This is a genomic window from Morganella morganii (genome assembly GCF_019242955.1).
Lineage (GTDB): Bacteria > Pseudomonadota > Gammaproteobacteria > Enterobacterales > Enterobacteriaceae > Morganella > Morganella sibonii.
This window is the reverse complement of record NZ_CP066129.1, coordinates 1,892,373-1,915,411: the sequence shown is the minus strand read 5'-3', so window position 1 is coordinate 1,915,411 and position 23,039 is coordinate 1,892,373. Positions and strand designations below refer to the sequence as shown.

Here is a 23,039-nt window from a genome sequence, read left to right as displayed (position 1 = left end):
AGGAGGGATTATGGCAGATAATAAAATCTGTTTTTCTGATGTGAAAATGGCCGGGAATGCCGGGAATACAGAAATAATTACCGCAGCGGGTAAAACTGTATATGGTTTTACCGGTGATAATGATTCAGATAACTACGGGCTGTTAACCGCACTGTTCCAGCTGCGTTACTTCGCCAGCAGCGTTATTTACCGGCAGCAGACCGATGATATTCACCTGACATTCAGGAATTGCACAGAATACAGCCCGGTTGTACGGGAACTGAAGACGGATAACTATATTATTCCCGCCGGTGATATTGCCGATCGTTTCCGGCCGTTTGTTCATGACCATCCGGTCGTGTTTCTCGACCCGCCGGTTGATGATGTTGCTGCTGCCATAGCAGATAAAGGGTTAAATACTGCCGCTCAGGGACTTTTCTCGATGGTGGTATTAATCCGGCGTATTATCAGCAGTTACAGCAAATTCAGTAAAAGTGAAAAACCGGAAGAAATTAACGGTCTCGTATTTATCGCTATGCCGGAACGTCATCTGAATATTCTGTGGCATGAGCACTGCATCCCATTACTGCAGGCGACATTTCCGCAAACTGTTTTTTACCTGACAACACAGTCTCCGGTGATATTATCACAACTTAACGACGGTGAAGCATACCGGTTATTCCGTGACAGCGGAGAGATTATCCGCACACAGAAATACAGCTGATTTCCGGACATAAAAAAGCCTGATGGTTTATCATCAGGCTCCGTACACTATATTATCAGTTTGTTACTTTGTGATTATACTGTTTTTCTGCAATTTCTTTGCTTTTGCTGATTGCAGTTGCATAGCAATAAACAGCAGTACCACAAGCACCACAGACAATATCAGTAACAACCCGTAGAATCCGTTCCACTGATACCCCTCAATCACTTTGGACAGCGGATAACCGGCAGCAGATGCCCCGATATAGGCAAATAAGCTGACAAATCCGGTTGATGCGCCGGACGCATATTTGTGTGAGTTTTCTGCGGCAGCCATCGCAATCAGGAACTGCGGCCCGAAAATAAAGAAACCGGTCATGAAGAACAACGCGGAGAACACATATTTACTGTCGATCGGAACAGCCCATAAACATACTGCTGAGATGATAATACCCAGGGTATAAATCACGTTCATCTGTGAACGGTTACCCTTAAATAATAAATCCGATCCCCAGCCGGCGACAATCGCACCAAAGAAACCGCCGATTTCAAACATCATTACCGTGGCATTTGCGGTCAGCAAATCATAATGATGCGTTTCAATCAGGTATAAGTTACCCCAGTCATTAATCCCGGTACGGATGACATAAATTACCGCATATGAAAGCGCCAGTACCCAAATGATCTTATTTTTAAAAATATATTCTTTGAGGATAGTCCAGCGCGATAAACCAAGCCCCTGCTCTTCATGGGCAATTTCCACCTGGTCGTTACGCCATTCACCGACAGTCGGCAGTCCCATTGAGCGCGGACGGTCACGCAATAAGAAGCAAAGCAGCAGGCCGACAACAATCGCGATTACCCCCGGAATAATCATTCCGTAACGCCAGCCCAGCCACAACGCCACACTTCCGGACAAAATCGGAATAATAGCACCACCGATATTATGGGATGTATTCCAGATTGACCACCAGAAACCCCGTTCATTACGGGAATACCAGGTATTCAGTATTTTAGAACATGGCGGCCAGCCCCAGCCCTGAAAGAACGCATTCACCATCCATAAGGCAATAAATACCGGAATAGAGGATGTTAAGCCAAATAAAATATTCACCACACCGGTCATAATAAGACCTAATCCCATAAACCAGCGCGGATTTGAACGGTCACCGATAATACCGGAAAGAAATTTGGATGCCCCGTAAGTTAAATAGAAGGCCGTTCCCACCATCCCGATATCTGCTTTGGTTATTCCCAGATCAGACAGCATTTCCGGCATGACAAAGTTAAAACTCTTTCTGGTGAAATAAAAAACCGCATAACCGATATAACTGACGATCATCAGATGCAAACGCCAGTAACGGTATGTTTTGTCGATTTCATTTTTACTCATGGTAACCGGTTTATCCGGCGATTCAGAAAATATAGCCATTACGTTCTCCGTACTGCAATTATCAGTAGTGATTAGTTTTTATATGTCATTATCATGAGTTGTTATCAGTAAATAACTCACTGTTTCTCAACAGAGCGTACTGTTTTATTACAGGCGGGAAGCGAAAGACGTGACGATATTCAAGTTATACGGTAAACACGGTAATCAGCCTTAATTATGATTCTGTACAGTGAAATATGATTTCCTGTTATTTTGTGTCACTTATGACACATATCAGATAATGATATTATTATTTCATTATTGATATTATTTTTATCTGCCGCTGTTACATCTGATGATGCATTAACTGATATTTTACGGGACACAATCTGATTTTTGAGCTGAATCGATAAAGCCATGAAACTAAATATATTTTTTGCAATGATAATCAGCCAGATACAAAAGCATAATCTAAAATCAGAAGATTAATAACATTAATATGTTAATTATTCAGGCGGGAAATACAAAAACGGGGCTGTTATCAGCCCCGTCGGAATGAGATAAAAACGGCTTATAAGCTGCGCTGTGCAAAGTCCCGCAAGCGGAAACCCAGCGCGTATAGTGCTGCAAAATACGCACCGGCACCGGCTATCACCACGCCCATCAGGCGCAGCATCCGCATCAGCATATTGCCTTGTGACCATTCCGGCATCAGATACATCATACCAACCAGTACCGCAGCCATAAACAGCATCGCGATCACCAGTTTAAGGAAGAATTTTCCCCAGCCCGGTAACGGAGTGAAAATATTTTGCTTACGCAGTTGCCAGTAAAGTAACGAGGCGTTGAAACAGGCCGCAATACCAATCGACAGTGCCAGACCGGCGTGTTTAAACGGCCCGATAAACGCCAGGTTCATCAGTTGTGTCAGGATCAGCGTGGCAATCGCAATTTTAACCGGTGTTTTGATGTTCTGGCGGGAGTAGAACCCCGGTGCCAGCACTTTAATTACAATCATCCCCATCAGACCAACGCAGTAAGCCATCAGCGCCTGCTGTGTCATCAGGGCATCAAATGCGGTGAAATTTTTGTACTGGAACAGACTGACAGTCAGCGCTTCCGCCAGAATGGCCAGCGCCACCGCACATGGCAGAGCGAGCAGGAAGCAGAGACGCAATCCCCAGTCCATCAGTTTGCGGTATTCGGTGGTGTCGCCTTTGGAGAAGCTTTTCGCCAGTGACGGCAGCAGGATCGTACCCAGTGCCACCCCGAGCACACCGGACGGCAGTTCCATCAGACGGTCGGCGTAATACATCCAGGAAACTGAACCGGACACCAGAAATGAGGCAAAAATCGTGTTGATAATCAGTGAAATCTGACTGACCGAGACGCCGAGGATCGCCGGCCCCATCAGTTTCATCACCCGCCAGACCCCGCTGTTACGGAAAGAAACTCTCGGCAGCACCAGCATACCGATTTTTTTCAGGTGCGGCAGCTGATAGGCAATCTGCAATACTCCGCCAGCCAGTACCGCCCACGCCAGCGCCATAATCGGCGGATTAAAGTACGGTGCGGCAAATAACGCAAACCCGATCATACTGACGTTCAGCAGAGTCGGTGCAAACGCCGGGACCGAAAAACGGTTCCAGGTATTGAGTACGCCCCCCGCCAGTGAGGCAATGGAGATCAGAAAGATATACGGGAAAGTGACTTTCAGCAGATTGGTGGTCAGTGTGAATTTATCCTGATCACCGGTAAACCCGGGGGCGGTAACATAGATAATCCACGGCGCGGCGAGTATCCCGAGTACCGTGACCACGGCCAGGAACAGTGTCAGCATCCCGGAGACATAGGCAATAAAGGTACGGGTGGCTTCATCACCCTGCTGGGTTTTATATTCGGATAAAATCGGCACGAAAGCCTGGGAGAATGCCCCTTCGGCAAAAATCCGCCGCAGCAGATTCGGCAGTTTAAAGGCGACAAAGAAGGCATCGGCGGCCATCGATGCCCCGAAAATCCGGGCGATAATGGCATCGCGGATAAAGCCGAGTACGCGCGAAAACATCGTCATTGAGCTGACGGCGGCGAGAGATTTCAATAAATTCATGCTGAATGTGCTGGTCAGATAACAAAGGCGGAAATAGTATCACGATAACGCGGGCGGAACAGAAAAACCCGCCGTTATCGTGGCTTAACCCAGTCAGGAGTGGTCAGAGCGGTCAGAACATGGTCGCGCCACCGGCCGTTAATCATCAGATACTCCTTTGCATAGCCCTCTTTTTCAAACCCGAGCCGGGCGAGGAGCTGCCCGCTGCGCTGATTATGGGGCATATAGTTTGCCATAATCCGGTGCATGCCCTGCTGGCGCTGCATATAGCGAAGAGTCGGTTCCAGCGCTTCCTGCATATAATGCTGTCCCTGCCATTTTTCCCCCAGCGAATAGCCGAGAAAACAGGCATGAAATACGCCGCGGATAACATTACTGTAGTTCGCCACGCCCATGACCTCATTTTCCGCTTTATCCAGCAGCAGAAAATGAAATGCGGTGCCCTGCCGGTGCATATCTGTCATCAGCTGTAAGCGCGACGACCAGCCGGAAGGATGATAATGGCTGCGGTCGCGCAGAGGCTCCCATGGCTTCAGAAATTCTTCATTATCACAGTAATATTCACTGATGCGGTACGCGTCCCGCTCATGAGCCAGACGAACCACCATTCTGTCCGTGTTAAAACGAAGCTGCGGCGTATTCGCGCGATAGCCGAACAACATAATTCCTCTCTCAGAAGGCCGTAATCAAGGTGTGCTTAACCACGTTCCGTCGATAAAAAAATATCATCCTGAATTCTCTGTCATCACGGGCGGAATAAGCAGAGAATAGAAAGTGTAATCATCTCCCTTTTTTCTATTCCTTTCAATATTTAATGTGGTGCTGAATGTCACTTGTCAGACAAGCCCGGACACTGGGTAAGTACTGGTTGCTGGTGGATAACCTGCTGGTTGTTCTCGGCTTCTTTGTGGTCTTTCCGCTGATCTCCATCCGCTTTGTTGAGCAACTCGGCTGGGCGGGGATTGTGGTCGGGTTTGCACTGGGGCTGCGTCAGTTTGTCCAGCAGGGGCTGGGAATTTTCGGCGGTGCCATTGCTGACCGTTTCGGCGCCAAACCGATGATCGTCATCGGTATGTTTCTCCGTGCCGGCGGCTTCGCGCTGATGGCCATGGCCGATGAGCCGTGGATACTCTGGCTGTCCTGTGTCCTTTCCGCCATCGGCGGTACACTGTTTGACCCGCCGCGCACCGCGCTGGTGATCAAACTGACCCGTCCGTATGAACGCGGCCGTTTTTACTCCCTGCTGCTGATGCAGGACAGTGCCGGTGCGGTGATCGGAGCACTGCTCGGCAGCTGGCTGCTTATCTATGATTTTCATCTGGTCTGCTGGGTGGGCGCGGCAATTTTTATCATCACCGCACTGTGTAACGCCTGGTTACTGCCCGCTTACCGCATCTCCACCACCCGCACACCGGTCAGAGAGGGTCTGACCCGCGTACTGCGCGATAAACGCTTCTCCCGCTATGTGCTGACACTGACCGGCTACTTTATTCTCTCCGTGCAGGTGATGCTGATGTTCCCGATTATTGTCAACGAACTGGCGGGCACCCCGGCAGCGGTGAAATGGATGTATGCCATTGAGGCCGCCTTATCACTGACGCTCCTCTATCCGCTGGCACGCTGGAGTGAAAAACGTTTCCGGCTGGAAACCCGTCTGATGGCCGGGTTATTCCTGATGAGCCTGAGCATGTTCCCGGTCGCACTGACACATTCACTGCATGTATTGTTTGCGATTATCTGTTTGTTCTATTTAGGATCGGTGATCGCCGAACCGGCACGGGAGACACTCAGTGCTTCACTGGCTGATCCGCGTGCACGCGGCAGTTACATGGGCTTCAGCCGTCTCGGGCTGGCATTCGGCGGTGCCATCGGCTATACCGGCGGCGGCTGGCTGTATGACTTGGGTAAAGAAATGCAATTACCTGAACTTCCCTGGTTTTTACTCGGTACAATCGGTCTGATTACACTGACTGCACTCTACCGCCAGTTTAACCCGAAGAAGATAAGCCCGGCCGTATTAAATTGATCCGGATATTTTGGATTTGCCGCAGCACAGGTTAGTATCGGGTGGTATACAACAGGAGATACTGATGAGATTATTCCTTTTTACCGCGGCACTGGTCGCAGCAACCGTTTTAACGGGCTGCGATAAGTTAACTGAAATCAGTGTCAGTGAAGAGACGATAAACAGTGCAGTGGCTGAAAATATCCGGCTGAACAAACAGATTGGTATGGACGGTGTGGCAGATGCGGATTTTACCCTGGAAAAACTGCTCACCGAGATTGGCCGGGAAGAGCCGGGTAAAGTCAAACTGACCGCAATCGGCTCGCTGAAGCTGGTGTCACTGTTCGGTTCGCGTGATTTTACCATTTCAATGACCCTCAGTGCCGCACCGTATTTTGATGCCGCCGGGGGGGCAATTTATATGCGTGATATTGAAATCACCAATTACACACTGGACCCGGATAAATGGGATACCCTGATTTCCGCGCTGATCCCCTACCTCAATCATACACTGAGCACCTTTTTCAATATTACCCCCGTCTATGTGCTGAACGCAGATAATACTGCCGAAGCGGCGGCGAAAAAGTTTGCCAAAGGCATTGAAATCCGTCCGGGCCGGATAGTTATCCCGTTAACGGAATAACCTTTGATAAAAATTTTTAATTGTGCCCGTAAATTATTAATTCACTAAATTATGATACCGTTCCTTAACTATCCCGCCGGGAACGGTATTATTTTCCTGTTCTGCAAAAGAATGTGACGAAAATTCAAAGCATACGAAAAAATACCGGGCCATCTGATTCTGACACTTCCGCAATACTCTCCCCGAAAATAAGAATGAAATGCTGTTTTATCTGCTGTCGCAGATAAAATTAATTTGTGATTGACCGCTTTTTTCTGAATCTGCCGCCTCCTTTTTTGATGATATATTTCACAATTCATAAACATTTTTAACATCATGCTTCTTCATTTCAGTAACATCAGAAAATAATCATTTCCGGATAAGGATCATCTGATGCTGACACTGATTGGACTGCTGATCATCGTAACGATTGTTATTTTGCTGATGACAGGAAAAACCAGCCCTGTTATTGCCATGTCTGTTATTCCCCTGTTTGGTGCCCTGCTGGCGGGTTATTCCCTGACTGACATTACCGCGTTTTTTGATTACGGCATCAAAAAAGTCGCAAATGTCGCGGTGATGTTTCTGTTTGCCATTCTGTTTTTCAGCATTATGAAAGATCTGCATATTTTCAATCCGTTTATCCGCCTGATGATCGGGCTGACGCGGGGAAGTGTGGTCATTGTGGCTATGGTGACGGCCCTGGTGGCGGCCGTTGTTCATCTTGACGGCTCCGGCGCGGCTACTTTTCTGATTATCATTCCGGCATTTTTGCCCATCTACCGGCGGCTGGGTATGAGCCCGTATCTGATGCTGTTACTGATGTGTATGAGTATGGGGGTCATGAATATGGTGCCGTGGGGCGGACCGCTCGGCCGGGCATCAGCCGTGACCGGTATTTCCGCCTCTGCTCTGTGGCAGCCGCTGATCCCGGTGCAAATCATCGGTATTACCGCATCGGTGCTGGTTGCCGCCCTGTTCGGCCTGCGGGAAAAACACCGTATCGCCCGTGCAGCACAATACGGCACCACGCCGTATGAACAGGATTCTCTTCTTGAACTGTATGATGAGGCTGATAACGAACAGGGTACTGAAAAACCACAACGGTTCCTTATCAATATGTTGCTGATCCTGCTGGCGATCCTCAGTCTGGCACTGGGGTGGCTGGCCGCTCCCTATATTTTTATGCTGGCGCTTTCTGCCGCTCTTATCATCAATTACCCGAAACCAAAGGACCAGGTTGCGGCGATTAACCATCATGCCCCGCAGGCATTATCTATGGCGGCAATTATTCTTTCTGCCGGGGTATTTCTGGGAATTATGGATAAAGGCGGTATGCTGGAATCTGTCGCCAAAGACCTGCTGCTGATTATTCCGGAACATCTGGCTTCTGAATTTCATATCATTATCGGGATGATTGGCGTGCCGCTGGATATATTTACCAGTACCGACGCCTATTATTTTGCGCTGCTGCCGATTGTCCGTGATGTGGTGGCTTCCGCAGGTATCCCGCCGGCGGATGTGGTGTATGCCATGGCCATCGGTAATAACGCCGGTACGTTTGTCAGCCCGTTTTCACCTGCGGTCTGGCTGGCAGTGGGGATCGCCGGTGTGGATATGGGACGCCATCTGCGTTACTCCTTCTTCTGGATCTGGCTGTTCAGCTTTGTCACGCTGGCAGCAGGCTGGTTTCTGGGGTTGTTCTGAGCCTGATACAAAAAGCCCGGTCATCTGACCGGGCCGGGAATAACACGTGACAACGTCACATATCAGTCATTATTTTCTTCGTCTTCTTCGTCTTCAGTCAATTCTTCATACAATGCTGACAATGCTTCGCGGGTCAGGATCGCCAGCGTGCGGTAAAACCCGTGTTGTGCATGAGATTCAACTTTCCCGAGGAATGCATCACTCCACGGCAGCAGATAATCCGCGAACAACGCTGTCTGGGCGCTGACTTCATCTTCCTGTGCCTGATCTTCCAGCCAGGATGCCGCCAGCAGCAGAGAACCGAAGCTGTCTGTTACGGCGTCTGTCAGCGGCATACCGCGTTCACTGAGAAACTGACGCACCTCACTCTCCGGTTCACCGGTATACTCTGACCGGTGCTGAGCCACCGCCCCGTCAGTAAATAACTGCTGATAATCCGCCGTCAGTTCAGCGGTATCACAATGCTCAGCCAGTCTGGTCAGCAGCGCATCCTGTTCCAGCGGCCAGTGAGCTTTCAGCTGCCCCTGTTTAATCATCGTCAGAACCGGTGCCAGCACAGGATCAGCCGGCACGCGGTTAAACAGGGTTCCGAGCAGGCGGCAGACCAGCGAAAATTCATTCATACTTCAAATCCTTATTAACTGAGTTGCCGCTATTGTCCGGATTGTCTTTATCGCTGTAAAGAATTAATACCCCAGCTCCATATTTACCACACCGTGCGGTGCTTCGCCCCGCTCAATCCGCTCAATATTGGTGACAATGGCTTTCATTGCCTCTGACGGAATAGTGAATGCGGCAATATGCGGTGTGACATCCACTCTCGGATGTGTCCAGAACGGGTGCATTTCCGGCAGCGGCTCGGTGGCGAAGACGTCCAGGCTGGCACCGGCAATCTGCCCGTCATCAATCGCTTCGAGCAGATCGTTATCCACCAGATGGGAACCGCGCGCCAGATTAATCAAGTAAGAACTCTGCGGCAGCTTACTGAACAGCGACTGATTGAGGATACCGCGCGTCTGCGGTGTATCCGGCAGCAGGTTGATCAGCAGACGGCTGTGACTTAAGAATTCATCCAGCTGATCGTTGCCGTGGAAACCGGTTACGCCCGGGATCTGTTTCGGTGTCCGGCTCCAGCCATGGACTTTAAATCCGAACTCCGCGAGTTTTTCCGCTACTGAACGGCCGAGAACGCCGGTTCCCAGCACTCCGATTTCAAACTCATCAAACGTAAACGCCGGTTGCGCTTTCCAGATACGCTGCTCCTGCTGACGTTTATAAATATCCATTTTGCGGAAATACCACAGCGCTTTGGCAACTGCGTACTCCTGCATCTGCGCCCCCATCCCGGTATCTTCAAGGCGGATCACCGGCACCCCGGCAGGCAGTGTGCCCGGGTTCGCCTGCTCCTGCTTCAGAATGGCATCCACGCCGGCACCCAGTGCAAAGACACCTTTCATCGTCGTCCGCCCCGCCAGGCACTCACGCGGTGGCAACCACACCAGCGCATAATCCGCCGGTTGGTTATCACCCGGCACCCATTTACGGATATCGGCCTGCGGCAGGTGTTTTTTCATGCCGTTGATCCACAGCTCTGAGTCAAAAAAAGGATGGTAGAAAATAATATTCATGCGGCGCTCCTCTGTTTTTTTACCAGCCTGATAGGATTACGGAAAGAATTCAAGCCCCGGAGAGATTTTCACCTCGTTAAAATGTTGTTATTGTTAACTGACCTGCATAATTTTCCGGCAGATGATTTACTGCTGAAAAAAATTTGCCGGTCACTTTTTATGCGGCCGGTACTGTATTTTTACTGAAACCGCTATGTTAATCACCAATATGCTGTTTTTTTAATTAAACGAACGGAAAAACACATTTTTTTTCACAGAGTGTATTGACGGGTTACACCGCTTCCCCTATAGTAGCGCCCCGTTGCAGCGAGATATCAACGCAACGAACAGTACCCCGGTGAGATGTCCGAGTGGCTGAAGGAGCACGCCTGGAAAGTGTGTATGCGCGAAAGTGCATCGAGGGTTCGAATCCCTCTCTCACCGCCATCTTAAGAGAAGAGCCTGCTGAGCAATCAGCAGGCTTTTTTCGTTTCTGTCTTTTCTTTTTTTATACTGCTATCCCTGTCAATAACAGAATATCCTGTTTTATTACATCTTAACTTCTTCATATTTTTGATTTTATTTTAATATCCGCTATTGTATACAACGTCATTTGATGTATCTCAGCTAAATCTCTCCCTGTTTTGCGTACACTAGTGCGCTTTGGCGTCTCCCTATTTTTTTCATATGACTCAGAGGTGACAGTTGTCCGGAAATGAAAATTTCAACATTTAAAGGATTATCTCTTTTTTCTGCATTAATTGACTCATGCTGGAAACAGCCTTACTCCGTTTCCCGTCTGATAAAAGATACCATTGCCGGTATCACCGTCGGGATTATTGCTATCCCGCTGGCCATGGCACTGGCTATCGGCAGTGGTGTGGCACCGCAATATGGTCTGTATACCGCCGCTATCGCCGGTATTGTCATTGCGGTAACCGGTGGCTCCCGTTTCAGTGTTTCAGGACCAACCGCAGCATTTGTGGTGATCCTCTACCCCGTTTCCCAGCAGTTCGGACTGGGCGGCTTACTGATAGCCACGCTGATGTCCGGGATTATCCTGCTGGCGATGGGCCTCGCGCGTTTCGGTAAACTCATTGAATATATTCCGATTTCCGTGGTGCTCGGTTTCACCTCGGGGATTGCGATCACTATCGCCACCATGCAGGTGAAAGATTTTTTCGGCCTGACCATGGCGTATGTGCCGGAAAACTATGTGGATAAGGTGATCGCCCTCGTTAAAGCGATGCCGACCATTAATCTGTCCGATACCCTGATCGGTGTGACCACCCTGCTGGTGCTGATCTACTGGCCGAAACTGAAACTGCGCCTGCCCGGCCACCTGCCCGCCGTGATTGCCGGGATGCTGGTCATGCTGCTGCTGTCAATGTTCGGTATGGACGCCGCCACCATCGGTTCCCGCTTCAGTTATACCCTGGCGGACGGCACGCAGGGCGCGGGTATCCCGCCGATTCTGCCGCAATTTATCCTGCCGTGGAATTTACCGACCCCGGACGGCAAAGAATTTGTATTCAGCTGGGCCACGATTACAGCACTGATGCCTGCGGCGTTTTCGATGGCAATGCTCGGCGCGATTGAATCGCTGCTTTGTGCCGTCGTGCTCGACGGGATGACCGGCAAGAAGCATAACTCTAACGGGGAATTGCTGGGTCAGGGGCTGGGTAATATCACCGCGCCGTTTTTCGGCGGTATCACCGCCACTGCCGCGATTGCCCGCTCTGCCGCTAACGTGCGCGCCGGAGCCACATCGCCTGTCTCGGCCATTATCCACTCCCTGCTGGTTCTGCTGACCCTGCTGGTTCTGGCACCACTGCTCTCTTATCTGCCGCTGGCCGCGATGTCAGCCCTGCTGCTGATGGTGGCCTGGAATATGAGTGAAGCAGCAAAAGTGATTGAGCTTATCCGCCGCGCACCGAAAGACGATATTATCGTGCTGCTGCTGTGCCTGAGCCTCACCGTGCTGTTTGATATGGTGATCGCCATCAGTGTCGGGATTGTGCTGGCTTCACTGCTGTTTATGCGCCGTATCGCTAATATGACGCGCCTGAGTGAATCCTCTTATACTGATCACGATAAAGGTCTGCTGGTTGTCCGTATTAACGGCCCGCTGTTCTTTGCTGCCGCGGAACGGATTTTTGATGACCTGAAAGTCAAAAGTACCGGCTATCACACGATTGTGATGCAATGGGATGCGGTGCCGGTACTGGATGCAGGCGGATTAAAAGCGTTTCGCCGTTTTATTGATGAAGCCGGTGTGGACACGCATATTGTCGTTACTGATATTCCGTTCCAGCCGCTGAAAACCCTGGCGCGGGCACGCATCGTACCGGTTGAGAATAAAATCAGTTTTTATCCGTCAGTCAGCAAGGCTCTGATTGAACTGGGGCTGATGAGCGGTGTGACCTCTGAAGCATGACAATAGGTTATACTGAATACACGGCGGGCGCAGAGTCCGCCGTTTCTTTATCCGGCACCGGAGAAAAATCATGGCTGTATTTCGTCTTCCGTTTCTTAACTGGCTGATTATCAATGGCATTGCTGCCGCCTGGCTGTATGCCAAAGATGCACTGGTTATTCAGTTCAGCGGATGGGGCGGTATTTTAGCCATTCTGATCGGGCTGGAAAGCCTCGGCTGGATTGGTGCGTCACTGGTGTATTTCCGCCGCCATAACACCACGCCGAACCCGCTCGGCGAAGCCACGCATCTGATCACCGGCGGGCCGTTCCGGCTGTCCCGTAATCCGGTTTATCTCGCACTGACCACGGCCTGTACCGGGTTTGCGCTGCTGACCCATTCTTATTATTTTCTTATCGGCGGACTGATTTTCTGGCTGATCACCGATCTGTTCAGCATCCCGCAGGAAGAGAAATTCCTTGCCGGAAAATTTAAACAGGAATGGACGGCATATTGCCAGCAGACACGACGCTGGCTGTGATTGCGAATATTGCAAATCAGATATTGTAAATCAGATATTGTAAATCAGAGAGCGCTGCCCTGACCGCCGTTTGCCAGCAGATACTGCCACAGGCCGTTCATACCGAGCCAGCGGTTGCTGCACCAGTCCGGTGCCAGTAAGGTCGGACGCCGTGCGCTGGCGCAGATTCGGTGATAAATTACGTCCGGCGGCGTGTGGCGGATCATCTCTCCGGCAGTGGCAACATATTCTTCCAGCGAAATCACGGGTAAGCGCCCCGCCCGCCAGGCTTTTGCCATCGTGCTGCCGTCCACAATATGCAGCGGATGCAGTTTGATGCCCTCAACCCCGGTATCCAGCACACACTCAAGTGTGATGAGATTATCAGCGGCAGTTTCTCCCGGCAGACCGCTGATCAGGTGACAGCACACTTTCAGTCCGCGTTCGCGGGCCGCCCGGGTCGTTGCCTGATAACAGGCAAAATCATGACCGCGGTTGATGCGTTTCAGGGTTTTATCATGTGCGGTCTGCAATCCCAGCTCCAGCCATACTTCATAGCCCTGCTGCTGATAATGCTGAAGCAGATCCAGTACCGCCTCCGGTACACAATCCGGCCGGGTGCCGACACATAATCCGACCACATCCGCCTGTGTCAGTGCGGACTCATACATTTTTCGCAGCAGTTCCACTTCCGCATACGTACTGGTATACGCCTGAAAATACGCGAGATAACGTTTGGCGCGGGTGATTTTGACGGACTGCTGACTCAGCTGATCCTCAATAGAATCATACTGTGCATTTTCATCCGCAAAAGAGGCCACATTACAGAAGGTACAACCGCCGCGCCCGAGGGTGCCGTCACGGTTGGGGCAGCTGAAGCCGCCGTGGAGGGTGATTTTATGAATTTTTTCGCCATAACGGCGCTGAAGATCAGCGCCGAACATGTTAACGACTGTGTGAAGCTGCATCGGAAATTATTCGGTATCCAGCTCAGGGAAGCTTTTCACCAGATCGTCAATCGCTTTAACCTGCTGCAGGAACGGTTCCAGTTTTGCCAGCGGCAGTGCGGAAGGACCATCACAACGGGCATTATCCGGGTCCGGATGCGCTTCCAGGAACAGACCGGCCAGGCCAACCGCCATCCCGGCACGGGCCAGTTCAGCCACCTGACCACGGCGACCGCCGGATGCGGCACCAAACGGGTCACGGCATTGCAAGGAGTGCGTGACATCGAAAATCACCGGGCAACCGCCGGAAGCTTTTTCCATCACTTTAAAGCCCAGCATATCCACAACCAGGTTGTCATAACCAAAGTTTGCGCCGCGATCACATAAAATGATCTGATCATTACCGCCTTCACGGAATTTATCCGCGATATTACCAACCTGCCCCGGGCTGATAAACTGCGGTTTTTTGATGTTAATGACTGCGCCGGTTTTTGCCATCGCTTCCACCAGATCAGTCTGACGCGCCAGGAAAGCCGGTAACTGAATCACATCCACCACATCCGCCACCGGCTGTGCCTGCCAGGATTCGTGAACATCAGTAATAATTTTAACGCCGAAGGTTTTTTTCAGCTCTTCAAAAATCTTCATCCCTTCCTCAAGACCCGGACCACGGTAAGAGTTGATGGAAGAGCGGTTTGCTTTGTCAAAAGAGGCTTTGAAGACATACGGAATATTCAGCTTCTGCGTGACAGTCACGTAATGTTCGCAGATTTTCATCGCCAGATCGCGGGATTCAAGTACATTCATGCCGCCGAACAGAACAAACGGCAGCGCATTGCCGACACGAATATCCCCGATAGATACGACTTTCTGTTGCATGGTATAACCTTTTGGCAGAGGCAATTAAATTGCGTTTATGGAAATCACTAAACCGGTATCAGTTTATTAATGCAGAACGATATGCTGCTGTTCGTATGTGTGGATCTGCATTTTTATCATTTCCGATACCGGGTCCTGCGGACATTGCTCAATAAAATAGTTCAGATCGGAAATCGCGATATGACTGCAATCCAGCTGGGCATAGATCAGCCCGCGGTCACGGATTTCATACGGATCATCCGGGTCAAATAATAAAATGGTTTCGCTGACTTTCAGTGCCTGCTCCATTTTTTTCTCTTCCATCAGCGCGACTTTAATACTGTCGAGGTATTTGCGCACCACATGGCTGTTTTCGGCTTCCTCAAGGTCATCCCCGGTGAGATGATGGGCCGGGCTGACCGTGCCTTTAATCCAGACATCCAGCGTGTGCTGATCCAGAATATCGCCGTTAATCGGATTGATAAACAGCGTATCGTCATCAAGATCCGCCCGCAGAATAAGCTGGGTCGGGAAAACCACCGGCACAACCGGCAGACCGATGGCCTGTGCAATATGCAGGAACAGGATGCCGAGTGAAACCGGTGAACCGCGCTGTGTGCGCAGCATATTGTCCAGCCACAGCGTGTCAGACAGTGAATAAACACCGCTGGCACCACCGAACTGCCATTTATGATAAAAGAGGGTAATCAGTGTCTGTAAACAGGTCTGTTCGTCGGACTGCGGCGGGAGGCGCTTACGGGTCTGGCGGATAAGTTCATTGATGTGTGTTTCTGCCTTTTCCCGGTCAAAATCAGGGCGGACAGTTTTCAGCACTAACATAATGCCGTTCAGTAACGGCGCACCATTGAATTCAAAATCGGCAATGCTTTTCATTTCTCTTCCCGTTGACCTAAAGTAACCCGATCATTTCCGCCATAATCGCGGCGGGTTTCCACCCGGCAAAATCCGTTTTCCCGGAACAGTTCACGGACAGCCTCTCCCTGCCGCCAGCCATGTTCCACAATCAGCCACCCGCCGGGTGTCAGATAATGTACGGACTGCACAGCAATTTCCGCCAGATCGGCCAGACCGTTCTGCGGGGCGACCAGCGCACTGCGCGGCTCGAAACGGACATCCCCCTGCACCAGATGCTCATCATTTTCATCAATGTATGGGGGATTACTCACTATCATAGCAAATTGATGAATCGGCAGTGAAGCAAACCAGCGACTTTCTTTAAACGCTGTATTTGTCAGTCCCAGGCGGGCAGCGTTACGCTGCGCCAGTGCCACCGCATCCGGCTGAATATCCGCCCCGGTCACATGACAATCCGGCCGTTCGGAAGCCAGAGCCAGTGCGATGGCGCCGGTGCCGGTACCGAGATCCAGAATATCGCAGGATGACGACGGTAACAATTCCAGTGCCGCCTCCACCAGACATTCGGTATCCGGCCGCGGGATCAGTGTGGCGGGAGAAACTTCCAGCGGCAGTGACCAGAACTCACGCACACCGGTGATATACGCTACCGGTTCGCCCTGCTCCCGGCGGACGAGCAGCGCCTCAAGGCGTTGCTGTTCATCCCCGCTGAGCGCGGTTTCATCAAACGCAATAATGTAACTGCGGGTACGGCCGGTGACAAACGTCAGCAGAATCTCCGCATCCCGTTTCGGGCTGTCGCTGTGACTTAAACGGCTGACAGCCTCCGCCAGCCATGTCCGGAACGTCATCACTCCTGCTCAGACAGCGCCGCGAGCTGATCTGCCTGATATTCATTCACCAGCGGCTGGATCAGTGCATCCAGCTTGCCTTCCATCACTTCATCCAGACGGTACAGCGTCAGGTTGATGCGGTGATCGGTCACACGCCCCTGCGGGAAGTTATACGTGCGGATACGATCCGAACGGTCGCCGGAACCCAGCAGATTACGACGCTCAGAGGCTTCAGCCTCATGACGGCGGGATTCTTCTGCTGCCTTGATACGTGCAGCCAGCACTGAGAGAGCTTTGGCTTTGTTTTTGTGCTGTGAACGTTCGTCCTGGCACTCCACCACAATCCCGGTCGGAATATGGGTGATACGGATAGCGGAGTCCGTGGTGTTAACGTGCTGACCACCGGCACCGGATGAACGGAAGGTATCAATACGCAGATCCGCCGGGCTGATATCCGGCAGTTCCGCTTCCGGTACTTCCGCCAGTACCGCGACAGTACAGGCAGAGGTGTGGATACGTCCCTGGGATTCGGTTTCCGGCACACGCTGCACGCGGTGACCGCCGGATTCAAACTTCAGATTACCGTATGCGTTTTCACCGGTGACTCTGAAGATGATTTCTTTATAACCACCGTGTTCGCCGTCATTACTGTTCATAATCTCAATCCGCCAGCGGCGTGATTCCGCATAACGGCTGTACATCCGGAACAGATCACCGGCAAACAGCGCCGCTTCATCACCGCCGGTGCCCGCACGGACTTCCAGGAAGCAGTTGCGTTCATCATCCGGATCTTTCGGCAGTAATAAGACCTGTAATTCCTGCTCTAAGGTTTCATTCCGCAGTTTTGCGTCTTTCAGCTCTTCCTGTGCCATCTCCTTCATTTCAGGATCATCAAGAAGCATTTGCGCGGTTTCGATATCATCCTGAATGGTCTGCCAGGCTTCAAAACATTTCGCAACGTCAGTCAGCTGCGCATATTCTTTCGACAGAGCACGGAATTTATTCTGATCAGCGATAACATCGGCGTCCGCAAGGTGCGCCTGAATTTCTTCATAACGTTCTTTCAATGCTTCCAGTTTTGCGACAATAGAAGGCTTCATTCGTAGTCTGCTACCTTAAAAAATAATATAGAGGAAGTTAATGATGCTCCAGCCCGAGGCTGTCGCGTAACAGAGTCAGGCGGCCGGTATCACCATCGCCGGCGGCCTGCTGAAGTGATTTGGTCGGTGCGTGGATCAGGCGGTTGGTCAGCTGCTGCGACATCTGGTTGATGACCTCTTCCGGGTCATGCCCCTGCTGAATCAGTGCCACCGCTCTGGCGGCCATCGCAGCGCGGATCTCTTCGGCCTGTTCGCGGTATTCACGGATCGTGTTTACCGCGCTCTGGGCGCGCAGCCATTCCATAAAATGTCCGCTTTCCTGCACCACAATGGATTCTGCCTGTTGTGCCGCCACCTGGCGTTGTGCCAGATTGTGCTCAATAATCGCCTCAAGATCATCCACAGTGTAGAGATAGACGTTACTGAGTTTTTCGACATCGGCTTCAATATCACGGGGAACCGCAATATCCACCAGCAGCATAGGCTGATTACGCCGGGCTTTAAGTGCGCGTTCCACCATACCTTTACCGATAATCGGCAACGGGCTGGCCGTGGAGCTGATAACAATATCCGCTTCCGCCAGCCGGCTGTCGATTTCCGGCAGTGTGATCACCTCTGCATTGACTTCCTGCGCCAGCACGCGGGCCCGTTCACGGGTACGGTTGGCGATCATCATATGTTTTACGCCGTGCTCATTCAGATGACGGGCAACCAGTTCAATGGTTTCCCCCGCCCCGACCAGCAGGATATTCAGTTTGGATAAGGATTCGAAAATCTGACGCGCCAGTGTACAGGCCGCAAACGCCACCGATACCGCATTGGCACCGATATCAGTTTCAGTACGCACCCGTTTGGCAACAGAAAAGGATTTCTGGAACAGGCGCTCCAGTTCACGGGAGAGTGAACGGCATGTCTGCGATTGTGCAAAGGCTTTTTTGACCTGCCCCAGGATCTGAGGCTCACCGAGCACCAGAGAGTCCAGCCCGCTGGCCACGCGCATCAGATGACTGACGGCGTCGTTATCCTGATGCCAGTAAAGACTGGACATCAGTTCCTGCGGGTTGATGTTGTGATAGCGGCACAGCCAGTCAATCAGCTGATCGCGCTGATCGTTCTGTTCATCCACACTGAGATAGATTTCTGTCCGGTTGCAGGTAGACAGCACAACGCCGCCGCTCACGGACGGTTGTTCGAGCAGATTGGTTAATGCCGCTTCCATGCTGTCCGGTGAGAAAGTCACTTTCTCACGCAGGGCCACAGGGGCGGTTTTATGATTAATGCCGAGTGCTAATAAAGTCATATCCTGCAATACAGACCGGGGTAAGTGTGTAAAATACCGGTTAAGTATACCGGAAATCAACACCCTTACTAAGGATAACTGCATGCATTTTAGCAGCCGGTTCCGTGCAATTAAAGCGTTAAACAGGAAACAGTGATAATAAGCACATAATATGATGCGCAACAGGAGGCATTCACGGCACGGATAATTGCGTAAATCAGCGTAAGAGAGGTAGGAAACAGCCACTGAAACAGGCACAATACTGTTATTGCTTTTATAAGTTGTTAAAGGAAATTACAACGTGGCCTCTATTCAATTCCCGCGCTTTATCCGGTTACTGCCTCTGTGCAGCCTGATACTTGCCGCCTGTACCCTGCCCGACAATACAGAGAAAGGCGATGTTTCCGCCACTTCTGCCGGCTGGAAAGCACAGACACAACACATTAATCAGTTACAGCGTTACCAGACACGCGGGTCGTTTGCCTACATCGGCGCAACGCAAAAAACCTATGCCCGTTTTTTCTGGCAGCAGTACTCTCCTGACAGCTACAAACTGCTGCTCACCAACCCGGTCGGCAGTACCGAACTCGAACTGATTGTCAAAGACGGACAGACACAGCTTACTGATAACAAAGGTCAGAAATATTACAGTGATGACCCGGACAGTATGATTTACCAGCTGACCGGCATGGCCATCCCGATGGAAAACCTGCGTCAGTGGATTGTCGGCCTGCCGGGCGATGCGCAGTCTTATGCCATCAGTAATCAGTATCACCTGAAAGCACTGAACTGGTCGCAGGGCATGGAAAAGTGGAAAGTCACTTATCAGTCTTATGATGAAAAAGTGTCCCCGCAACTGCCGAACCGCCTGGATATCGAACAGGGTGATAACCGTATTAAGCTGAAAATGGATTCATGGACACTCAACTGACATCTCTGACCTGGCCGTCCCCCGCCAAACTGAACCTGTTTCTGTATATCACAGGCCGCCGTGCGGACGGCTACCACACTCTGCAAACCCTGTTTCAGTTTCTGGATCATGGTGACAGTGTCACAATTACGCCGCGCACTGATGGTGTGATCCGTCTGCTGACTCCGCTTGCCGGCGTACCGGATGAGCAGAACCTGGTGATCCGCGCAGCCCGTCTGTTACAACACTATGCCAGGGAGCATCAGCTGACCGCCGGTTTACCCGGTGCGGATATTGCCGTTGAAAAAGTGCTGCCGATGGGCGGCGGTATCGGCGGCGGTTCCTCCAATGCGGCCACAGTGCTTATCGCACTCAACTATCACTGGCAGTTACAGTTACCTGACGACACGCTTGCAGAACTCGGAGTCACACTCGGTGCCGACGTCCCGGTATTTGTCCGGGGCCATGCGGCCATTGCTGAAGGAATAGGCGAAATTCTGCACCCGGCATCTCCGCCGGAGCGCTGGTATCTGGTCGCACACCCCGGAATTTCGGTTCCGACACCGCTTATCTTCACAGATCCGCAATTAATTCGCGATACGCCGATCCGCTCTCTGCCCGCATTATTACAGGCTCCGTACGCAAATGACTGTGAACCGATTGCAAGAAAACGTTTTCGTGAGGTTGATGATCTTCTTTCCTGGCTGCTACAATATACCCCGTCACGCCTGACCGGTACGGGTGCATGTGTGTTCGGAGAGTTCGAAAACCAGGCAGCCGCCCGACAGGTGTTAATTAACGCGCCGGCGTGGGTGAAGGGCTTTGTGGCACGTGGTGTCAACATTTCGCCGCTTCATCAGTTCCGCGCTGGTCTACTGTAATTGCCCCTGATTCCGTCCCCGGACGCTTTCAGGTTCACAATTCAATCTCTCTGGACGCATGCCTGAGGTTTTTCTCGTGCCTGATATGAAGCTTTTTGCTGGTAACGCCATCCCGGAACTAGCACAACGTGTTGCCAACCGCCTGTACACTAACCTCGGAGACGCTGCAATCGGTCGTTTCAGCGACGGTGAAGTCAGTGTTCAAATCAATGAAAACGTGCGCGGTGGTGATGTATTCATCATCCAGTCTACCTGTGCACCGACCAACGATAACCTGATGGAACTGGTTGTTATGGTTGACGCGCTGCGCCGTGCTTCTGCGGGTCGTATCACTGCTGTTATCCCGTATTTCGGCTATGCCCGTCAGGATCGCCGCGTCCGCTCCACGCGTGTGCCAATCACCGCGAAAGTGGTCGCTGACTTCCTCTCAAGTGTGGGTGTTGACCGTGTGCTGACAGTAGATCTTCACGCTGAGCAGATTCAGGGCTTCTTCGATGTCCCGGTTGATAACGTATTCGGCAGCCCTATCCTGCTGGAAGATATGTTACAGAAAAATCTGGATAACCCGATTGTGGTTTCTCCGGATATCGGTGGTGTGGTCCGCGCCCGTGCGATCGCCAAACTGCTGAACGACACTGATATGGCTATCATTGATAAACGCCGCCCGCGTGCGAACGTTTCTCAGGTGATGCATATCATCGGTGATGTTGCCGGTCGTGACTGTGTACTGGTTGACGATATGATCGATACCGGGGGCACGCTGTGCAAAGCTGCGGAAGCACTGAAAGAACGTGGTGCGAAACGTGTGTTTGCATACGCAACTCACCCTATCTTCTCCGGCAACGCGGTAAACAATATCCGTGATTCTGTGATTGATGAAGTGATTGTCTGTGACACCATTCCGTTATCAGCGGAAATTAAAGCACTGAATAAAGTCCGTTCACTGACTTTATCCGGAATGCTGGCAGAAGCCATCCGCCGTATCAGTAATGAAGAGTCTATCTCCGCGATGTTCGAGCACTGATTTAACCATCAGCGTACACATTGCGTGTCTGAACCCGTTGTGAACACAACGGGTTTTTTGTTGGCAGGTATTTAACCGCAGAGGGTAATAACCGTTCCCGGTTATTTTATGACACCCGTGTTACGGCATTCGGCGGCGATAGCGGCTGTGGAAATGACGCAGCCAGTAATATTTATCCGCGATGGATTCACGACGCCCGCTCAGACCGGCTCCGCTCAGCCATACCAGAGCACCGATAAAGATCCCCATCAGAGAGGCTTCGGAATAAATATCCGGTAACGGGAGTGCGAAAATAAGGACACTGACAGTAAAGGCCATGCTGCCGACCATCAGTAACATACCGACAACCATCAGCAGGTTACCGAGTAATAAGGATAATTTACGTTTCATAGGGACCTCCGCCACTCTTTTGTCTTTTAACAACTCAAAGTACGAAAGCAGGAATTCCTTCTTGACACTAAGTATAGCCTGAATTTGCCGTAATATGTTGCGGTTCAGATCACACAGACCAAAAATAAAACATTTTATTTGGCTTATTGTGCCAAAAAGCGAAATTTAATAATTCATCACTAAATTATTGCACAAATAGTCACACCCGTCCCGGAAGGACGTTTCTTTTGTACTCCGCGCGGGTGACGGGTAGAATAACCCTCTTTGCAGTCAAACCTGCCTGAACAACAAGTGATACAAGTGTGAGTCAGATAAAATTAATTGTGGGGCTGGCCAACCCCGGTGCGGAATACGCCCAAACCCGCCACAATGCCGGTGCCTGGTATGTGGATGAACTGGCCCGCCGTTATAACCAGTCATTAAAATCAGAAAGTAAGTTTTACGGTTATACCGCGCGCCTGAATATTCAGGGAAATGATGTCCGCCTGCTGGTACCGACCACCTTTATGAACCTGAGCGGAAAAGCGGTCAGCGCCCTCGCTGGTTTCTATCAGATTGCCCCGGATGAAATTCTGGTGGCACATGATGAGCTGGATCTCCCGCCCGGCGTGGCAAAAATGAAACTCGGCGGCGGCAACGGCGGCCATAACGGCCTGAAAGATATCCAGAGCAAGCTGGGCAACAACCCGGACTTTCATCGCCTGCGTATCGGCATCGGCCATCCGGGTGATAAAAGTAAAGTGGTCGGTTTTGTGCTGGGCAAGCCCCCGGCTTCTGAACAGCAACTGATAGATGAAACCATCGATGAAGCGGTACGCTGCACCGATGTGCTGATGAAAGACGGCATGGCAAAAGCCATTTCACGTCTGCATACATTTAAAGCCGGTCAGTGAGCCGCAGGTAT

General features: G+C 51.2%; 22 protein-coding genes and 1 tRNA gene. 11 read left to right on the top strand and 12 right to left on the bottom strand.

The genetic code is table 11. The features are described from left to right. Positions 1-10 precede the first annotated feature (10 nt). Positions 11-703 (top strand): hypothetical protein, encoded by a 693-nt coding sequence (locus tag JC793_RS08865; protein ID WP_218428208.1) that lies wholly within the window; start codon positions 11-13, stop codon positions 701-703. Positions 704-766: 63 nt separating this feature from the next. On the opposite strand, the gene uhpC is transcribed toward JC793_RS08865, so the two are convergent. The 3 genes from uhpC to rimJ form a co-directional block, all read right to left on the bottom strand. After that, entirely contained in the window at positions 767-2,113 is a 1,347-nt protein-coding gene (gene uhpC / locus JC793_RS08860) for an MFS transporter family glucose-6-phosphate receptor UhpC (protein WP_218428206.1), read from the bottom strand. Positions 2,114-2,624: 511 nt separating this feature from the next. Then, positions 2,625-4,160, bottom strand: coding sequence for a murein biosynthesis integral membrane protein MurJ (murJ, locus tag JC793_RS08855; protein WP_218428204.1), 1,536 nt, complete (start codon positions 4,158-4,160; stop codon positions 2,625-2,627). A 74-nt stretch (positions 4,161-4,234) separates the two neighbouring features. Then, positions 4,235-4,819 (bottom strand): ribosomal protein S5-alanine N-acetyltransferase, encoded by a 585-nt coding sequence (gene rimJ, locus JC793_RS08850; RefSeq protein WP_046892661.1) that lies wholly within the window; start codon positions 4,817-4,819, stop codon positions 4,235-4,237. A gap of 167 nt (positions 4,820-4,986) precedes the next feature. Between rimJ and mdtH the strand changes: the two genes are divergently transcribed. The 3 genes from mdtH to JC793_RS08835 all read left to right on the top strand — a co-directional run bounded on the left by mdtH (position 4,987) and on the right by JC793_RS08835 (position 8,494). Beyond that, the gene (mdtH, locus tag JC793_RS08845; protein WP_052927473.1) at positions 4,987-6,186 is read left to right on the top strand and encodes a multidrug efflux MFS transporter MdtH; all 1,200 of its coding nucleotides are present in this window, start codon (positions 4,987-4,989) and stop codon (positions 6,184-6,186) included. 64 nt (positions 6,187-6,250) lie between these two features. Then, positions 6,251-6,808, top strand: coding sequence for a lipoprotein (locus tag JC793_RS08840; RefSeq protein WP_046892226.1), 558 nt, complete (start codon positions 6,251-6,253; stop codon positions 6,806-6,808). Positions 6,809-7,180: 372 nt separating this feature from the next. Continuing rightward, entirely contained in the window at positions 7,181-8,494 is a 1,314-nt protein-coding gene (locus tag JC793_RS08835; protein WP_166707697.1) for a CitMHS family transporter, read from the top strand. A gap of 62 nt (positions 8,495-8,556) precedes the next feature. Here the strand turns inward: JC793_RS08835 and JC793_RS08830 are convergent, their stop codons facing one another. Continuing rightward, a complete protein-coding gene (locus tag JC793_RS08830; protein WP_166707696.1) occupies positions 8,557-9,117 on the bottom strand; it encodes a TorD/DmsD family molecular chaperone in 561 nt (186 codons plus the stop codon). Between the two features lie 63 nt (positions 9,118-9,180). After that, entirely contained in the window at positions 9,181-10,122 is a 942-nt protein-coding gene (ghrA, locus tag JC793_RS08825; protein ID WP_166707695.1) for a glyoxylate/hydroxypyruvate reductase GhrA, read from the bottom strand. A gap of 336 nt (positions 10,123-10,458) precedes the next feature. Here ghrA and JC793_RS08820 point away from each other — a divergent pair. The 3 genes from JC793_RS08820 to JC793_RS08810 all read left to right on the top strand — a co-directional run bounded on the left by JC793_RS08820 (position 10,459) and on the right by JC793_RS08810 (position 13,058). Next, positions 10,459-10,548, top strand: a tRNA-Ser gene (locus tag JC793_RS08820). 268 nt (positions 10,549-10,816) lie between these two features. Next, entirely contained in the window at positions 10,817-12,538 is a 1,722-nt protein-coding gene (dauA, locus tag JC793_RS08815; protein ID WP_046892230.1) for a C4-dicarboxylic acid transporter DauA, read from the top strand. A gap of 70 nt (positions 12,539-12,608) precedes the next feature. Continuing rightward, positions 12,609-13,058, top strand: a complete 450-nt coding sequence (locus JC793_RS08810; RefSeq protein WP_218428202.1) for a methyltransferase family protein — start codon at positions 12,609-12,611, stop codon at positions 13,056-13,058. 44 nt (positions 13,059-13,102) lie between these two features. Here JC793_RS08810 and mnmL read toward each other — a convergent pair whose 3' ends face one another. The 6 genes from mnmL to hemA all read right to left on the bottom strand — a co-directional run bounded on the left by mnmL (position 13,103) and on the right by hemA (position 18,951). After that, the gene (gene mnmL / locus JC793_RS08805; protein WP_218428200.1) at positions 13,103-14,005 is read right to left on the bottom strand and encodes a tRNA modification radical SAM protein MnmL/YtqA; all 903 of its coding nucleotides are present in this window, start codon (positions 14,003-14,005) and stop codon (positions 13,103-13,105) included. A gap of 6 nt (positions 14,006-14,011) precedes the next feature. Further along, entirely contained in the window at positions 14,012-14,863 is an 852-nt protein-coding gene (kdsA, locus tag JC793_RS08800; RefSeq protein WP_127376746.1) for a 3-deoxy-8-phosphooctulonate synthase, read from the bottom strand. Between the two features lie 66 nt (positions 14,864-14,929). Next, positions 14,930-15,736, bottom strand: a complete 807-nt coding sequence (gene sirB1 / locus JC793_RS08795; RefSeq protein ID WP_218428198.1) for an invasion regulator SirB1 — start codon at positions 15,734-15,736, stop codon at positions 14,930-14,932. Further along, positions 15,733-16,569 (bottom strand): peptide chain release factor N(5)-glutamine methyltransferase, encoded by an 837-nt coding sequence (prmC, locus tag JC793_RS08790; protein WP_218428197.1) that lies wholly within the window; start codon positions 16,567-16,569, stop codon positions 15,733-15,735. The genes sirB1 and prmC overlap by 4 nt, the downstream gene beginning before the upstream one ends. Next, complete coding sequence (gene prfA / locus JC793_RS08785) at positions 16,569-17,651, bottom strand: peptide chain release factor 1 (RefSeq protein WP_046892236.1); 1,083 nt, start codon at positions 17,649-17,651, stop codon at positions 16,569-16,571. The genes prmC and prfA overlap by 1 nt, the downstream gene beginning before the upstream one ends. 37 nt (positions 17,652-17,688) lie before the next feature. Continuing rightward, positions 17,689-18,951 (bottom strand): glutamyl-tRNA reductase, encoded by a 1,263-nt coding sequence (gene hemA, locus JC793_RS08780; RefSeq protein ID WP_046892237.1) that lies wholly within the window; start codon positions 18,949-18,951, stop codon positions 17,689-17,691. Positions 18,952-19,231: 280 nt separating this feature from the next. Here hemA and lolB point away from each other — a divergent pair, with 280 nt between their 5' ends. The 3 genes from lolB (at position 19,232) to prs (ending at position 21,745) form a co-directional block, all read left to right on the top strand. After that, positions 19,232-19,861 carry a lipoprotein insertase outer membrane protein LolB gene (lolB, locus tag JC793_RS08775; RefSeq protein ID WP_107679841.1) on the top strand — a complete coding sequence of 210 codons (630 nt, stop codon included), beginning with the start codon at positions 19,232-19,234 and terminating at the stop codon, positions 19,859-19,861. Further along, entirely contained in the window at positions 19,846-20,721 is an 876-nt protein-coding gene (gene ispE, locus JC793_RS08770; RefSeq protein WP_107679840.1) for a 4-(cytidine 5'-diphospho)-2-C-methyl-D-erythritol kinase, read from the top strand. The genes lolB and ispE overlap by 16 nt, the downstream gene beginning before the upstream one ends. Positions 20,722-20,797: 76 nt before the next feature. Then, entirely contained in the window at positions 20,798-21,745 is a 948-nt protein-coding gene (gene prs / locus JC793_RS08765) for a ribose-phosphate diphosphokinase (protein ID WP_107679870.1), read from the top strand. A gap of 120 nt (positions 21,746-21,865) precedes the next feature. Here prs and JC793_RS08760 read toward each other — a convergent pair whose 3' ends face one another. After that, positions 21,866-22,135 (bottom strand): stress-induced YchH family protein, encoded by a 270-nt coding sequence (locus JC793_RS08760; protein WP_218428195.1) that lies wholly within the window; start codon positions 22,133-22,135, stop codon positions 21,866-21,868. Between the two features lie 302 nt (positions 22,136-22,437). Between JC793_RS08760 and pth the strand changes: the two genes are divergently transcribed. Beyond that, on the top strand, positions 22,438-23,028 hold the full coding sequence (pth, locus tag JC793_RS08755; protein WP_072867781.1) for an aminoacyl-tRNA hydrolase: 591 nt from the start codon (positions 22,438-22,440) through the stop codon (positions 23,026-23,028). Positions 23,029-23,039 lie beyond the last annotated feature (11 nt).

Excerpts from the sequence above, each read along its gene's own strand:
- JC793_RS08865 (WP_218428208.1), top strand. The coding sequence starts at position 11 with ATGGCAGATAATAAAATCTGTTTTTCTGATGTGAAAATGGCCGGGAAT.
- uhpC (WP_218428206.1), bottom strand. The coding sequence starts at position 2,113 with ATGGCTATATTTTCTGAATCGCCGGATAAACCGGTTACCATGAGTAAA.
- murJ (WP_218428204.1), bottom strand. The coding sequence starts at position 4,160 with ATGAATTTATTGAAATCTCTCGCCGCCGTCAGCTCAATGACGATGTTT.
- mdtH (WP_052927473.1), top strand. The coding sequence starts at position 4,987 with ATGTCACTTGTCAGACAAGCCCGGACACTGGGTAAGTACTGGTTGCTG.
- JC793_RS08840 (WP_046892226.1), top strand. The coding sequence starts at position 6,251 with ATGAGATTATTCCTTTTTACCGCGGCACTGGTCGCAGCAACCGTTTTA.
- JC793_RS08835 (WP_166707697.1), top strand. The coding sequence starts at position 7,181 with ATGCTGACACTGATTGGACTGCTGATCATCGTAACGATTGTTATTTTG.
- JC793_RS08830 (WP_166707696.1), bottom strand. The coding sequence starts at position 9,117 with ATGAATGAATTTTCGCTGGTCTGCCGCCTGCTCGGAACCCTGTTTAAC.
- ghrA (WP_166707695.1), bottom strand. The coding sequence starts at position 10,122 with ATGAATATTATTTTCTACCATCCTTTTTTTGACTCAGAGCTGTGGATC.
- dauA (WP_046892230.1), top strand. The coding sequence starts at position 10,817 with ATGAAAATTTCAACATTTAAAGGATTATCTCTTTTTTCTGCATTAATT.
- JC793_RS08810 (WP_218428202.1), top strand. The coding sequence starts at position 12,609 with ATGGCTGTATTTCGTCTTCCGTTTCTTAACTGGCTGATTATCAATGGC.
- mnmL (WP_218428200.1), bottom strand. The coding sequence starts at position 14,005 with ATGCAGCTTCACACAGTCGTTAACATGTTCGGCGCTGATCTTCAGCGC.
- kdsA (WP_127376746.1), bottom strand. The coding sequence starts at position 14,863 with ATGCAACAGAAAGTCGTATCTATCGGGGATATTCGTGTCGGCAATGCG.
- sirB1 (WP_218428198.1), bottom strand. The coding sequence starts at position 15,736 with ATGAAAAGCATTGCCGATTTTGAATTCAATGGTGCGCCGTTACTGAAC.
- prmC (WP_218428197.1), bottom strand. The coding sequence starts at position 16,569 with ATGACGTTCCGGACATGGCTGGCGGAGGCTGTCAGCCGTTTAAGTCAC.
- prfA (WP_046892236.1), bottom strand. The coding sequence starts at position 17,651 with ATGAAGCCTTCTATTGTCGCAAAACTGGAAGCATTGAAAGAACGTTAT.
- hemA (WP_046892237.1), bottom strand. The coding sequence starts at position 18,951 with ATGACTTTATTAGCACTCGGCATTAATCATAAAACCGCCCCTGTGGCC.
- ispE (WP_107679840.1), top strand. The coding sequence starts at position 19,846 with ATGGACACTCAACTGACATCTCTGACCTGGCCGTCCCCCGCCAAACTG.
- JC793_RS08760 (WP_218428195.1), bottom strand. The coding sequence starts at position 22,135 with ATGAAACGTAAATTATCCTTATTACTCGGTAACCTGCTGATGGTTGTC.